This is a genomic window from Streptomyces sp. A2-16, assembly GCF_018128905.1.
GTDB lineage: Bacteria > Actinomycetota > Actinomycetes > Streptomycetales > Streptomycetaceae > Streptomyces.
The window spans coordinates 5,277,567-5,289,994 of record NZ_CP063808.1; the positions used below are offsets into that span (position 1 = coordinate 5,277,567).

A 12,428-nucleotide genomic window follows, 5' to 3' on the forward strand; every position below is an offset into this window, starting at 1 on the left:
TCGTCGGCGTATCCAAAACCGCATACGCCCCGGCAACACGACCTCGCCTTGGCTGTCTCCATGACCCACAGCGAATCAGCCCGAGGGGCGGCCGGATGCACCCTGTCCCCGGCAACGGGTATCACCGTCTACGGATGCGGGCCGGACGAGGCGACTCTGTTCCGGGAGAAGGCACTCCGCTTCGGCGTCAGCACCACCATCACGGACTCGGCGGTATCGGAGGCGAATACCGGCCTGGCTGCCGGGAATCGATGCATCAGCGTAGGCCACAAAACCCGGATCACCCGTTCCACACTTCTCGCTCTCCGTCGAGCAGGCGTCGAATACATCTCCACGCGGAGCATCGGCTGCAACCACATCGATGTGGAATACGCGGCCGGTATCGGCATCTCGGTCGAGAATGTCGCCTACTCGCCCGACAGCGTGGCCGACTACACCCTGATGCTGATGCTGATGGCGGTACGGAACGCGAAGACCACCGTCCGCCGCTCGGACCGCCACGACTACCGACTGCACGAGGTACGCGGCAAGGAACTGCGCGACCTGACCATCGGAGTCGTGGGAACAGGGCGTATCGGCACGGCGGTCGTGGAAAGGCTCAAGGGCTTCGGCAGTCGGATCCTTTTCCATGACCGTCGCCCCAGGACATCTAACGGATACGTTTCCCTCGACGAATTGCTGCGGCTGAGCGACATCGTGACGCTCCACGCACCGCTCACCACGGACACGCATCACCTCCTCGACCGTCGGCGCATCGACGGGATGAAGGACGGCGCCTTCGTCATCAACACCGGACGCGGTCCCCTGATCGATACCCAAGCCCTCGTCGCGGCGCTGGAAAGCGGCCGCCTGGGCGGTGCGGCGCTGGATGTCGTCGAGGGAGAAGAAGGAATCTTCTACTCCGACTGCCGCAACAGGCACATCGAAAGCAAGGCACTGCTGCGGCTGCAGGAGATGCCGAACGTGCTCATCACCCCGCACACGGCGTACTACACGGAGCACGCCCTGATCGACACGGTCGAGAACTCCATCATCAACTGCCTGGAATTCGAGAGAAGGAATCAGCATGGCTAGGCTGAAGGTCGGCATCGTGTTCGGCGGCTGCTCCGAGGAGCACCCGGTCTCCGTCAAGTCCGCGCGGGAGATCGCGCGGAACCTCGACGTCGAGAAGTACGAGCCGTACTTCATCGGGATCACGCGCAGCGGCGAGTGGAGGCTGTGCGACGGGCCCGACACGGACTGGGAGCAGAACAACCGCCGCCCGGTCGCGCTGTCACCGGACCGGAGCGAGCCCGGACTGCTCGTCCTGGAGCAGGGGCGGTACGAGAGGATCACTCTGGACGTCGTACTGCCGGTGCTCCACGGCAGGTTCGGCGAGGACGGTGCGATACAGGGGCTCCTCGAGCTCTCCGGCATCCCCTACGTCGGCTGTGACATCCAGAGTTCCGCGCTCTGCCTGGACAAGTCCCTCACCTACCTCGTCGCCGCGAACGCAGGTATTCCCACGCCGAATCACTGGACGGTCATGGCGGACGAGAAAATCGATCCCGAGCGGATCACCTACCCCGTCTTCGTGAAGCCGGCCCGTTCGGGGTCGTCCTTCGGCGTCAGCAAGGTGTCCGGGGAGGACGAACTCGCGGGGGCGGTGGAGACCGCCCGGCAGTACGACTCGAAGGTGCTGATCGAAGAGGCCGTCGTCGGCAGCGAGATCGGCTGCGCCCTTCTCGGGGACGAGACGAACCTGACAGCGGGGCAGGTGGACCACATCGCGCTCTCGCACGGATTCTTCAGGATCCACCAGGAGGATCAGCCGGAGACGGGATCCGACAACTCCGCGGCGATCGTGCCCGCCGACATTCCGGAGGAGTCGCGCGCGCTCGTCGTGGAGAGGGCGAAGGCCGTCTACCGCGCCCTCGGGTGCCGGGGGCTGTCGCGGGTGGACATGTTCCTCAAGGAGGACGGCGAAGTCGTGCTCAACGAGGTCAACACCTTTCCGGGCATGACCTCGTACAGCCGCTACCCGAGGATGATGGCGGCCGCGAACCTGCCGCTCACGGAAGTGATCGACCGACTGGTGTCCCTGGCACTGGCACGGGAGCCTCGATGAACGAGGACTTCGCCTTCGTGGACGACCTCGTCCCCGGAATACGCTGGGATGCCAAGTACGCGACCTGGGACAACTTCACCGGCAAGCCGGTGGACGGCTACCTGGCGAATCGCATAGTCGGCACCAGGGCCTTGTGCGCGGCGCTGGACAAGGCCCGGGGCAAGGCGCGATCCCTCGGCTTCGGCCTGCTGCTGTGGGACGGCTACCGTCCCCAGCGCGCGGTGAACTGCTTCGTGCGCTGGTCGCAGCAGCCGGAGGACGGCCGGACCAAGTCACGGCACTACCCGAGGATCGGCAGGGCCGACATGTTCGACCGGGGATACGTGGCCGCCAGGTCGGGCCACAGCCGGGGCAGCACAGTGGATGTGACGCTGTATCACCTGGACACCGGCGAACTCGCCGCCATGGGTGGCGGTCACGACCTCATGGATTCCCTCTCCCATCATGGGGCGACGGGGATCGGGCACGTCGAAGCGCGCAACCGTGCCTGCCTGCGCGCCATCATGGAGGACTGCGGATTCAGGGCGTACGCACGCGAGTGGTGGCACTACACGCTGGAGGGCGAACCCTATCCGGACACCTACTTCGATTTCCCGATCGAGTAGCACCCGTACGGCAGCTCTCCGGTCACGGAAACGCCGTGACCGGAGAGCCCGGAATCAGTTGCCGCGCAGGGCGCCGACCGCCGCTAGTTCCGGTACCGGAACACGATCCGGCCGCGTGTCAGGTCGTACGGCGGAAGCTCCACCAGTACCCGGTCCTCCAGCATGATCTTGATGTAGTTCTTGCGGATCTTCCCACTGATGTGCGCGAGGACCTGGTGGCCGTTCTCGAGCTCCACGGTGAACATGGCGCTGCGCAGGCACTCGACGACCCTGCCCTCGACTTCGATGACGTTCTTGTGCTTGGTCATCGCACCAGCTCCAGGTTGCTGCTGACCGGCTGGGCGCCGATGCTCTCGAACAGCGCCGCGGCCGCTCGATTGGACTCCTGGACTTCCACCCAGGCCCCGGTGAACCCGGAGTCGTGCAGGGTTCCCAAGGCGTGGGCCAGCAGTGCCCGCGCGATGCCGCGGCGCCGCTCGCCGGCCCGGACCGCGATCAGCCCGATGCGCGGCCGGATCACCGTCACCACGCGGATCAGGCCGAGATAGCGGTCCGGCGCCGCGGCCACCGCGTACTTCGACGGGTCGACGATGGTGTCCCCCTCGGGGAAGGGAATCACCTCCGCGGGCATCGACGCCCACCCGACGGTCGCCTCGACCTCGTCTCGGATCGCGCGGTCCACCGCCCGCAGCGGGTCCTCGTACGCCTGACCGGCGGGCACGATCGTCACGCCCGGCGGCGGCATGACCTCGTCGAGCCCCGTGACCTGTGGGTCGGTGGGAACGACGTACTCCCACTCTCGGCGCCGGAACGTGAACCCGGCCCGGTGCCAGGCCGCCGTCAGCTCGACGTCGGCTTCGTCGACCACCGTGTACAGCGGCGCCGGCAGGTGGGCCAGCATGGCCTCGGCGAGCCGGTCGAAGGCGGTGTCGTGCCAGGCGTCGATGCTGACGAACAACCGTCCGTCGGCCCGGTGTTGCGCATGTCCACGGCCGACGACCAGGTCGTCGTCCAGTGCATGCCATTGCCTGTCCGCGATGCGCGTGATCAGCACGGCGTGCTCGCTCAGGCCGGAAGTGAAAGGCTGTGTGTTCATCGGAGTCTCCCTCCAGGAGTGCCTCGATCTCAGGCGCTCCTGGCGACACCGAACGTCAGCCGCCGGACCGTGACGGGATGAGGGAGCACCCACGGGTAACTGTGTTCACGGGGCTCACCTCCAGACAACGACTTCACGGTCCATCAGGACCGTAGCAGCGGGGAGTTGCCGCACCCAAACCCTTTTCCACGACCTCGCGAGCGAAGCGGATTCCCGAACCCCTGCCTGACGGCGCAGCCCCGGTGCCGCTCCTTCAGCCGGCGCTCTGCTCCAACAGCGACCGGACGCTGAACGGCTGCACCTCCAACAGGACGATGGTGGTGTTGGAGCGGACGACGCCGGGTGCCTCCAGCAGCAGGTTGGTGATGCGGTGCAGGTCCTCGGTGTCGCGGGCGACCACTCGGGCGAGCAGATCGCCGTCGCCGGTGGTGACGAGCAGCTCGACGACCTCGGGGATGCGCAGGATCGCTTCCTGGGTGGGATGTCCCACCCGCTGGCTGATCGACAGCGTGATCAGGGCCAGCAGTGGACGGCCGAGGGCCGCGGGGTCCACGCGCCGGCTGGGCTCTCGCAGCCGTCCGTCCTCTTCCAGTCGCTTCAGTCGAGCCTGCACGGTGTTGCGGGCCAGGCCGAGCCGATCGGCCAGCGCGACCGTCGTGGCCCGGGGGTCCGCGTCGAGCGCCAGCAGGATCCGGGAGTCGAGGGCGTCGATGTTTCGCATGGTGCACAGTATGCCACGCCACTACCTCTCTCTTTTGAGCATTCTGATCACATAATCTTCTGCATATTGCGCATACTGCTGCGCCTCCTTACGTTCTGGCCATGCAGAACGCGCAACGCAGCAACATGTCAGTGAGCAGGCCGCCCCACGTCGACAACCGGGTGTGGGGCGATGAGGACGAGGTCGTGGCGGCTGCCGTGAACTACGCCTGGCGGCGCCTCACCCGGGCTCCCGATCCGGTGTCGGGTGCCCGGTCCGCCGCCGACCTCGCCCTCGCGGCCGGTACGGCCATCACGCCCTGGGGAATCGGCGGCGAGGCGGCCCTCAAACTCTTCGACCGGGTCCTGGCACCGGCCACCCGGGCCCAGAACGCGGTGACGAACCTCGCCTACATCCCCGCGGCCCCCACCCGGGCCGCGCTCGCCTTCGAAGCCGTCACCGGCGCGGCCAACATCTTCGCGGGCACCTGGGAGGCCGGGGCGGGTGCCATCCACGCCGAGAACGAGGCCCTGGCCTGGCTCACCAAGCTGCTCGGCTGGCCGGACACCTCGGCGGGATGCTTCGTCAGCGGGGGCACCTCGGGCAACCTGTCGGCCCTCGTCGCGGCGCGCACCGCTGCCGCCGCACTCCGGTCCCGTCCGACGGACGGCTGGAAGATCGTGTGCGCCGACAGTGCCCACTCCTCCATCAGAACCGCGGCTCAGGCGATGGACGTCGAGGTCGTCACCGCAGCCGTGGACCGACGGGGACGCCTCACCGGAGCCGCCGTGAGCGCTGCGCTGGACTCGGTGGACGGCGTGTTCGCGGTGGTGGCGACCGCCGGAACCACCAACGCCGGTCTCGTCGACGACATCGAGGGCATCGCCGACGCGTGTGAACGCCACCGTGTGTGGCTGCACATCGACGGCGCCTACGGCGGCGCGGGCCTCGCCGCGCCCAGCGTGCGACACCTCTACAGCGGCATCGAGCGGGCAGACAGCTTCATCGTCGATCCGCACAAGTGGCTCTTCGCCCCGTACGACTGCTGCGCGCTGCTGTACCGGGACCCCGCGGCGGCGCGTGCGGCGCACAGTCAGTCGGCGCACTATCTCGACGCCATCGACCGGGACGTCCACAATCCGGCGGACCTGGCCCTCCATCTCAGCCGCCGGGCCCGTGGGCTGCCGTTCTGGTTCAGCCTGGCGGTCCACGGAACCGACCGGTACGCGCGTGCCGTGGAACAGACGCTGACCACCAGTCGTCTGGTCGCCGACGCCATCCGCACCAGTGATCATCTGCGCCTGACCATCGACCCCCACCTGTCCGTGCTCCTCTTCGAGCGCCCTGGCTGGAGCCCTCAGGACTACGCGTCCTGGTCTGCCCGGGTCGCCCAGACGGGCGCCATGCTGTGCGTGCCGACCCGGTGGAACGACACCACGGTCCTGCGGATGGCCTTCGTCAACCCGGACACCCGTGCCGCCGACGTCATCCACGTGCTGGACACGCTGCGCTAGTGCTGTGCCCGCATTCATCAGATCGTGCGCCGGGGCAGCACCAGTTCGGTGCGTTACCGGCGGGCGATGATGCTGCTGGCCTCGTCGGGCGGGAACCGGGTGCCGGCGATCGCCCAGCTTGTGCAGACCGACGAGGACACCGTCCGGGACGTGATCCACCGCTTCAACGAGATCGGCCCGGCCCGCCTGGACCCTCAGTGGGCGGGAGGCCGTCCCGCCAACTCAGCGATGAAGACGAGGATTTCGTCATCGCGACGGCCACCGCACGACCGGTCGGCGAGGTCGACCCGGTACCAGGGCCCGTCCCAGCGGTCAGCCGAGACCGAGGACTTGGCAGACGTCGACGGGCCTACGGTCAGGTCTATCCCGCCGACCGCGAGATGGGCAGTCATACTGACTCAACGGACGAACCGTCAGCAAGCAACGACGCAGGCCGTCCCCGACGTTTCGATCAGGCCGTGGAGTGGCGGCGGGTGCGGAGTCGGTGGACGCCCTTCACGGCGTGGACAGCGGCCAGGAGCGGGAAGCCTGCGAGGCCGGGCCACAACCAGGATTCCCCCACCATGCAACTCAGCAGGCTGCCGCCGAAAAGCAGCAGGGAGCCTACGACCTCCAGCAGGTCAAAGCGCGCCTTGGTCCGCAGGCCGATGTCCTTCGGCCGAAGAATCCAGTCCCCGCCCCAGCAGTGACTCCGCGACCAGGACGGCCATCTGCGTGGCGTCGGTGGCCTCGCGGTCCCAGCCACCGTCTCCGCACATCTCGTCACCGCACCGTCGTGCCGATGGGACGGCACGCTTCGGGACTCACGCGTAGCCGCGAAGTGCCTTGTGGGCGCCGTAAGCCTCGATGAACCCTTGGACCGCCTCCAGACCAAAGCCGGACCGCCACTTCGACTTGCTGCCGTCGAGGTAGCGCAGGTCGACCCAGGTGGAGACGGCAGCCGACGAATCGGTACTGGCCACGCGTAGCTTCATGCCGGCCAGGTCCTGGAAGACGACGATCGTCAGCGGCTTGCGTTCGCTGATGTACTCGACGGAGCCGTCCGGCGTGATCACCAGCAGCGGGTCCGGATCGTTCGACGTCCCGCGGAAGAAGCCGGACAGCGCGCCCCGCCTCTTGGTGAACACGCGCCACTCCCGTGGCACGGGACCTTGACGCGCCTGCCACAGGATCGTTCGTGGATCCGTCACGGCACCTCCGCGCAGGTCATGGCCGGTCGGCTCCGGCCGTCTACTTTTCGACGAAGATGATCTCTTCGGGCTGGTGGGTCATCCTCACGGTGTTGCCGTTGGTGATCTCGATGGCGTGTTGCAGGCCGGTGATCTCCTTGGAGGTCGGCGGCATGTGGAACTTGTCGGCGCCTCCGCCCAGGTAGGAGGTGAGGCAGGCCAGGGACGGGCTTGTGGGGTTGAGGTCCAGGTATTCCTTCAGCCGGCGGAACAGCTTCGGGAGGATGACCGCTCCGTCGTCGGCCGTGAGCGAGGCCATTCCGGTGATCTTCACTCCGGACTGCGTGACGTCCTTGGCCCACACGCCCAGCGGCGGTGTGGACTGACGGGCCTGCTGGGCGGCGGCGGCGAGGGCCGTGCGCAGGGAGACGGGAAAGCCGGTGTAGAAGGTCGGGTAGGCCAGGCCGAGCGAGAGCAGGTGGTGGTTGGCGGTCTTCTTCAGCAGGGCGTCACCGACGTTGATCTCGTAGCCGCTGCACCCGGGCGGGGTGCCGCGGCCGACCAGGGCCACGCAGCGGCCGTAGACGTCGGAGCCTCGGGTGAGGATGAAGCCGGGCACGCTGGCGGGGGTGAGGGTGACGGTCTCGTCCGGCTTGCGGACGATGCTGGTGAAACCGAGGAACGTCAGCAGTTCGTCAGCGGCCTGGTGGGCGAGGCCGATCGGCTGGTGTTGGTCCGATCCGTAGTTGCCCCCGTAGTGAGTCTCCAGCGCGTCGACACCTTCGAGCCGGATGTTGGCGTGGCCGTCGGCGGCGGGCAGGATCGGTTTGCTACCGGGTACGAGCTTCCAGTCGGCCACGTTGTCCGGGATGAACGAGATGGTGTCGCCGTCCGGCTTGGCCTTCTCCGACACCTTGAACGAGCCCTTGATGAGCAGCATAGGCATGGCGACTCCCTTGACGGACATCACTCTATGTGTCCAATGATGACACAGGGTGCTCGGCTTGGCGTCGCATGCAGATCCCGCGCTGGGACCCTGCTTATGATCATGGTGACGCCTGCCGACATGCAGGACCGCGACGCCGCCCGCGAACCCCTCTGGCGCCAGTAACTGGGCGTCGCACACCCGCCCGCATAGCCGATGTACGTGCCTTCGAGAGTCACCGCCTCGTCGGTTCCGGCATGGGTTCAGAGCGCGGCTGTCTACTGGTAGCAGGGAGGGACACACAGCACGTGACCGTGCCGCGCTCGCCGGCCGCCGTGGAGGAGTGATGGGTGACGGCTGCGGGGGTCTTGCTGGTCTCCCAGGGCATGGGGGCGGCCATGGCCTGCGGTCCGAGGGCGGTGAAGGCCGCAGTGGCCACGAACACCAGGGCCAGCACACGCTTGCGCAGATGCATCTGAACTCCTTTGCCGACTGGTGAGGTTCGACCACTGGTACCCGTCCGGGGGCTCTTCGAAATCGATCACGGTGACGTACCGCGAGGCGCCTCTCGAAGTCGTCGGCAAAAGGGCGTCCGCTGGGGCGGACGCCCACTCACCGCAGCAGTCTGACCGAACGGGGCTTCCTGACCGGTGGGTTGGAGCTCTAGTCGTCGAACTCGAAGCCCGAAGTCTCCGCCCGGGCGATGATGTCGCGAACTGCCTCGGGGCTCGTGATGACTGGCGCAACGGCCGCCTTGAGTCGCGCGAAGTCACTTGGACTCCCGACCGCGCACAACATGCCGGCCTCACTGTCGAAGTCGAGGCGTTCAGCGATGTCCGGCCAGGCGAACCGCACGAGACCCTCCCAGAAGTACCCGTTCGGCTCGTGCCCTGCTTCGGCTCCTGCGGCATCAGCAGCCTGGCCCACCAACATCCAACGTCAGCGAGTGTTCGCCGTCGAGGTCATGGAGCTTCAGTGCCGGCGCCATCTCTTCGATGCGACTCGAAGTGCTTCGCCGCTCGCCACGGCCTGAGCAGGATGAGGGGGAAATGCAGGCCGGATCGGCGAATCGGTTGGCCCGGACCGGTGGCCGGCCATTTCCCCGAAGGGCGAGGCGGGCGTGAAGACCGTGAACCGCATGATGCGCATCGGCACCGTCGCAGCGGCGCTGACCGTCGTACCCGTGCTGGCCGCCGCGCCGCAGGCCGCTGCGCACACCTCCGGTGCGGTCACTCACCGGGCCTCCCCCGCCGACGAGCCGTCGGGCGGCGCGATGTTCCTCGCGGACGGTGTCCGCATTCGCTCGTGCCCCAGCACCAGTTGCGGCGTCAAGGGGCTCGGCTACCGCAGTCACACCGTCGGCTGGTACTGCGGCGAGGTCCAGAACGCCTTCGCCCACATCTACGACTTCACGACCGGGGTCGACGGCTGGGCGGCCACTCAGTACCTGTCCTACTACCGCGACTGACCCGGTCTCACTCGTAGCAGTGGCGCAGACAGGACCAGGTGATGTACCCGGACACTCCGGTACGGGCGTCCGTGCCGTGTGCGTAGGTCGCGGTTGCTGCCCGCGCTCTCGACCCAGTTGTCACCGGAGTAGGCCGGCCCCAGCACCGTGGACGACGCGTTCGGCTGTGAGTGGATGCGTACACCGTCCCCGTTGACGAAGCAGACCAGGGACGCTGACGACGGCGCGGGCGTCTGGGCCACGGCGCTCGTCGGCAGCGCCACCGTCGCGGCGACCGCCGCGACGGCGACCGCTGTCATGCGAGCCGCTTTGGACGCTGTTCGGATCGAAGCGAGCACGCGATGTCTCCTGTGTCGGCATCCCCCTGTGAACCGTGGCCGCTCGAACGGCTGCGGTTCGGCCTGTCGTTGTGCACGATGACCAACGGGGACAGCGACGTGCCGGCCTTTCGAGCACGCCCGAAGTGTTTCCCGAGCGCACCACTCGGTGATCAGCCGGCGTCGAGGATGCGCAGACCGAGCGGCGTGGCCGTGTGGATGACGCACTTTCCCGTGCGGTGGCTGCTGACCAGACCGCTCTCGCGCAGGACCGCGATCTGGTAGGAGATGCTGGACTGCGCGACGCCGACCGCGTGAGCGACGTCCGAGGAGGTGCGACCGTCCCGGCGGGCGACGGCGGACAGGATGGCGGCACGTGTGCGGCCGAGCAGGCGGGCGGCTCCCGTCCCCCACGTCTGAGTCGGCTCCAAGGGCTGTTTGGCCACCGGGTAGACCAGGGTGGGCGGGAGGGCGGAGTCGGCCAGGGCCGTCGGGCGTCGCCAGCAGAAGTAGGACGGGACGAGGAGCAGCCCCCGGCCGTTCAGTGCCACGTCCCGGTCGACCGGGTAGTCCACCTCGAGGACCGGATCCCGCCACCGTGCGAGCGGCGCGAGACCGTCGAAGAGCTCCTGGACGCCGCCGTCGAGCAACGCCCTGGTGCGTGCGTCGACATCGGCGCCCACCGCCGCGCGCATACGTGGCCAGTGCGGCCGTAACGTCGTCTCGAAGTACGTCTCCAGAGCCCCGGCGATCAGGGAAGGGTCGGTGTCGTCGGGACGTGGTGTCGTGCCCGGTCTGCCGGCCTTGCGCTGCCCCGCGTCCAGCAGGGTCAGCTGGTGGGTGACCGCACTGCGCGAGGTCGCGCGGATGCTCTCCAGCGCCGCGGGCAGGCCGTCGGTGGTGGTAGTGGGGGTCAGGAAGTCCGGGATGTAGCCGACGCTGGGTACCAGCCCGCGCAGCGGGAACAGAGCCGCGCGCAGTCTCTCGTCGTGGTGCAGTCTGCTGCGTGTCGAACTGCGCCACGTACCGAACGCCGTCCGCCCCTCGTCGGTCTTCAGTCGGCACATGCTGCAGATGATCTCCCACGTGGGGTCGGGGCTGCGCAGGAGCCGAACTCTCTTCAGGTCGTCGGCAGTGAAATGCAAGCGGAGCAAGGATGCCTCTTTCCCGATGGGCGTTGCGGGTTGTCGGCCTCCGCCCGACGGTCTCGTCGAGCGCGCGGTCGTGTGCCGCGGGCGTGCCTGCGAACTCGTGATCGCGCACGGCGCTGTGCGCGGCGCAGGCCATCGCCGTACGGCTGGAGGAACGCTCCGGGCTCACACCCGTGCCGCATCGGAAGCGGGCTTGTCCACCACATCCGTCATGTGGGGTACGACAGTACGACACGTGGAACTTCCCCCTGATTCTTCGCAGTTGGTCGGACTGCGAAGCGGTGCCGGTCTCGCCCCGCCATGCTCACCCGCGACAGGGCGCCCGCGCCAGTGACACATCGGGGAGGAGAAGTCGATGGTTCGATAACCTTGTCTCTATGGTTGCCGGGGACAGGCGCGGGCAGCGCCTGCGCGAGCCGAGCATTCACCAACTGCGCCTCCTGCTGGTGATGGCGGAGGAACTGCACTTCGGGCGGGCCGCCGCGCGTACGTTCATCTCCCAGCCCGCGCTCAGCCAGCAGATCCGTGCGCTGGAGGAGCGCCTGGGCGTCTCGTTGATCGAACGCGGGGGCGGGGGCGTACGACTGACACCCGCGGGACGTGCGGTCGCCGAGGAGTCCAGGGCTGTCGTCGAAGGGCTGGACCGGCTGCTGCGGGTCGCCGACTCGCACGCCGGGGCGATGACCGGACGACTGCGGATCGGGTCACTCGGCGCCGAGGCCGCCATGCCGCACGCCGGCGCGGTTCTCGCCCGGCTGCGGGAGCAGCATCCGCACCTCGAGGTCGAGGTGCGCAACCTCGGCTTCATCCAGCAGTTCGACTCGCTGGCCGGCGGCGAGGTCGACGCGGCCTTCCTGCGCGGGCCGCTGCCCTCGGGGTTCCAGAGCCTTCAACTGGCCACGGAATCCCGGGTGGTGTGCTTGGCCGCCGATGATCCCCTGGCCGGGGAGGCGACGTTGACGCTGGCTCAGCTCGAGGACCGCATGGTCGTCGACATGCCACGCGAGGTGCCCCGCACATGGTGGGACCACCTCACCGTCAATCCCCGGCCCGACGGAACTCCCGTCCGCTACGGACCTGTGGTCCGGGACACCGAGGCCATGGTCCTCGCCGTCCTGCAGAAGCGGGCCATCACCTTCCTCCCCGCTTCGGCGCGCCGCCTCTATCCGCGCCCGGGGCTCGTCTACGTGGACGTCCCCGAGCTCGGTGAGTCCGTGTCCTTCCTCGCGTGGCTCCCGGCCAACCGTGACCTGCCCGCCGTCCGTGCCCTGCGGGCGGCGGCCCGCTCGACGCAGCAACCGGAGCACTGACCGAAGGTCCGGCACAACGGCGGGGACGGCCGGGCCGTGTCCCGGCTCCGGACCGTCCCCGCGCGC

General features: G+C 68.2%; 14 protein-coding genes and 2 pseudogenes. 7 read left to right on the plus strand and 9 right to left on the minus strand.

Annotated elements, in window-relative coordinates:
- Positions 1 to 60 precede the first annotated feature (60 nt).
- Genes vanH through vanX form a run of 3 tightly spaced genes read left to right on the plus strand, consistent with a single transcriptional unit; the run spans position 61 to position 2,712 of the window.
- The gene (gene vanH, locus IOD14_RS23655; protein ID WP_212671456.1) at positions 61 to 1,074 is read left to right on the plus strand and encodes a D-lactate dehydrogenase VanH; all 1,014 of its coding nucleotides are present in this window, start codon (positions 61 to 63) and stop codon (positions 1,072 to 1,074) included.
- Positions 1,067 to 2,107: a D-alanine--(R)-lactate ligase gene (gene vanA / locus IOD14_RS23660; RefSeq protein ID WP_212671457.1), complete on the plus strand. Its 1,041-nt coding sequence runs from the start codon at positions 1,067 to 1,069 to the stop codon at positions 2,105 to 2,107. The genes vanH and vanA overlap by 8 nt, the downstream gene beginning before the upstream one ends.
- Positions 2,104 to 2,712, plus strand: a complete 609-nt coding sequence (vanX, locus tag IOD14_RS23665; RefSeq protein WP_212671458.1) for a D-Ala-D-Ala dipeptidase VanX — start codon at positions 2,104 to 2,106, stop codon at positions 2,710 to 2,712. Before vanA ends, vanX begins: the two co-directional genes overlap by 4 nt.
- Positions 2,713 to 2,795: 83 nt before the next feature.
- Here vanX and infA read toward each other — a convergent pair whose 3' ends face one another.
- The 3 genes from infA to IOD14_RS23680 all read right to left on the minus strand — a co-directional run bounded on the left by infA (position 2,796) and on the right by IOD14_RS23680 (position 4,529).
- The gene (gene infA / locus IOD14_RS23670) at positions 2,796 to 3,020 is read right to left on the minus strand and encodes a translation initiation factor IF-1 (RefSeq protein WP_123758744.1); all 225 of its coding nucleotides are present in this window, start codon (positions 3,018 to 3,020) and stop codon (positions 2,796 to 2,798) included.
- Complete coding sequence (locus tag IOD14_RS23675; protein WP_212671459.1) at positions 3,017 to 3,808, minus strand: GNAT family N-acetyltransferase; 792 nt, start codon at positions 3,806 to 3,808, stop codon at positions 3,017 to 3,019. Before IOD14_RS23675 ends, infA begins: the two co-directional genes overlap by 4 nt.
- 253 nt (positions 3,809 to 4,061) lie before the next feature.
- A complete protein-coding gene (locus tag IOD14_RS23680) occupies positions 4,062 to 4,529 on the minus strand; it encodes an Lrp/AsnC family transcriptional regulator (protein WP_212671460.1) in 468 nt (155 codons plus the stop codon).
- 101 nt (positions 4,530 to 4,630) lie between these two features.
- On the opposite strand from IOD14_RS23680, the gene IOD14_RS23685 reads away from it, so the two are divergent.
- Together IOD14_RS23685 and IOD14_RS23690 are read left to right on the plus strand one after the other, a co-directional pair.
- A complete protein-coding gene (locus IOD14_RS23685; RefSeq protein WP_212671461.1) occupies positions 4,631 to 6,022 on the plus strand; it encodes an aminotransferase class V-fold PLP-dependent enzyme in 1,392 nt (463 codons plus the stop codon).
- Between the two features lie 66 nt (positions 6,023 to 6,088).
- Positions 6,089 to 6,297: pseudogene (locus IOD14_RS23690) on the plus strand (helix-turn-helix domain-containing protein); the annotation flags it as partial.
- 399 nt (positions 6,298 to 6,696) lie between these two features.
- On the opposite strand, the pseudogene IOD14_RS44495 reads toward IOD14_RS23690, so the two are convergent.
- The 5 genes and pseudogenes from IOD14_RS44495 to IOD14_RS44500 all read right to left on the minus strand — a co-directional run.
- Positions 6,697 to 6,789, minus strand: a pseudogene (locus IOD14_RS44495) (ADP-ribosylglycohydrolase family protein); the annotation flags it as partial.
- 36 nt (positions 6,790 to 6,825) lie between these two features.
- Entirely contained in the window at positions 6,826 to 7,149 is a 324-nt protein-coding gene (locus IOD14_RS23695) for a hypothetical protein (RefSeq protein WP_123986825.1), read from the minus strand.
- 103 nt (positions 7,150 to 7,252) lie between these two features.
- A complete protein-coding gene (locus tag IOD14_RS23700; protein ID WP_212671462.1) occupies positions 7,253 to 8,137 on the minus strand; it encodes a nuclease in 885 nt (294 codons plus the stop codon).
- Positions 8,138 to 8,351: 214 nt separating this feature from the next.
- The gene (locus IOD14_RS23705; protein ID WP_249126040.1) at positions 8,352 to 8,591 is read right to left on the minus strand and encodes a hypothetical protein; all 240 of its coding nucleotides are present in this window, start codon (positions 8,589 to 8,591) and stop codon (positions 8,352 to 8,354) included.
- Between the two features lie 188 nt (positions 8,592 to 8,779).
- The gene (locus IOD14_RS44500; protein WP_249126041.1) at positions 8,780 to 8,971 is read right to left on the minus strand and encodes an immunity 51 family protein; all 192 of its coding nucleotides are present in this window, start codon (positions 8,969 to 8,971) and stop codon (positions 8,780 to 8,782) included.
- Between the two features lie 265 nt (positions 8,972 to 9,236).
- Here IOD14_RS44500 and IOD14_RS23715 point away from each other — a divergent pair, with 265 nt between their 5' ends.
- Positions 9,237 to 9,584 (plus strand): SH3 domain-containing protein, encoded by a 348-nt coding sequence (locus IOD14_RS23715; RefSeq protein ID WP_212671463.1) that lies wholly within the window; start codon positions 9,237 to 9,239, stop codon positions 9,582 to 9,584.
- 490 nt (positions 9,585 to 10,074) lie between these two features.
- Here IOD14_RS23715 and IOD14_RS23720 read toward each other — a convergent pair whose 3' ends face one another.
- Positions 10,075 to 10,968: a helix-turn-helix domain-containing protein gene (locus IOD14_RS23720; RefSeq protein ID WP_249126042.1), complete on the minus strand. Its 894-nt coding sequence runs from the start codon at positions 10,966 to 10,968 to the stop codon at positions 10,075 to 10,077.
- Positions 10,969 to 11,429: 461 nt separating this feature from the next.
- Between IOD14_RS23720 and IOD14_RS23725 the strand changes: the two genes are divergently transcribed.
- A complete protein-coding gene (locus IOD14_RS23725; protein WP_174269035.1) occupies positions 11,430 to 12,362 on the plus strand; it encodes a LysR family transcriptional regulator in 933 nt (310 codons plus the stop codon).
- Positions 12,363 to 12,428 lie beyond the last annotated feature (66 nt).

Coding starts and splice junctions, on each gene's coding strand:
- IOD14_RS23675 (WP_212671459.1), bottom strand. CDS start 3,808: ATGAACACACAGCCTTTCACTTCCGGCCTGAGCGAGCACGCCGTGCTG.
- infA (WP_123758744.1), bottom strand. CDS start 3,020: ATGACCAAGCACAAGAACGTCATCGAAGTCGAGGGCAGGGTCGTCGAG.
- vanX (WP_212671458.1), top strand. CDS start 2,104: ATGAACGAGGACTTCGCCTTCGTGGACGACCTCGTCCCCGGAATACGC.
- IOD14_RS23725 (WP_174269035.1), top strand. CDS start 11,430: ATGGTTGCCGGGGACAGGCGCGGGCAGCGCCTGCGCGAGCCGAGCATT.
- IOD14_RS23720 (WP_249126042.1), bottom strand. CDS start 10,968: ATGTGCCGACTGAAGACCGACGAGGGGCGGACGGCGTTCGGTACGTGG.
- IOD14_RS23685 (WP_212671461.1), top strand. CDS start 4,631: ATGCAGAACGCGCAACGCAGCAACATGTCAGTGAGCAGGCCGCCCCAC.
- vanH (WP_212671456.1), top strand. CDS start 61: ATGACCCACAGCGAATCAGCCCGAGGGGCGGCCGGATGCACCCTGTCC.
- IOD14_RS23700 (WP_212671462.1), bottom strand. CDS start 8,137: ATGCCTATGCTGCTCATCAAGGGCTCGTTCAAGGTGTCGGAGAAGGCC.
- IOD14_RS23705 (WP_249126040.1), bottom strand. CDS start 8,591: ATGCATCTGCGCAAGCGTGTGCTGGCCCTGGTGTTCGTGGCCACTGCG.
- IOD14_RS23680 (WP_212671460.1), bottom strand. CDS start 4,529: ATGCGAAACATCGACGCCCTCGACTCCCGGATCCTGCTGGCGCTCGAC.
- vanA (WP_212671457.1), top strand. CDS start 1,067: ATGGCTAGGCTGAAGGTCGGCATCGTGTTCGGCGGCTGCTCCGAGGAG.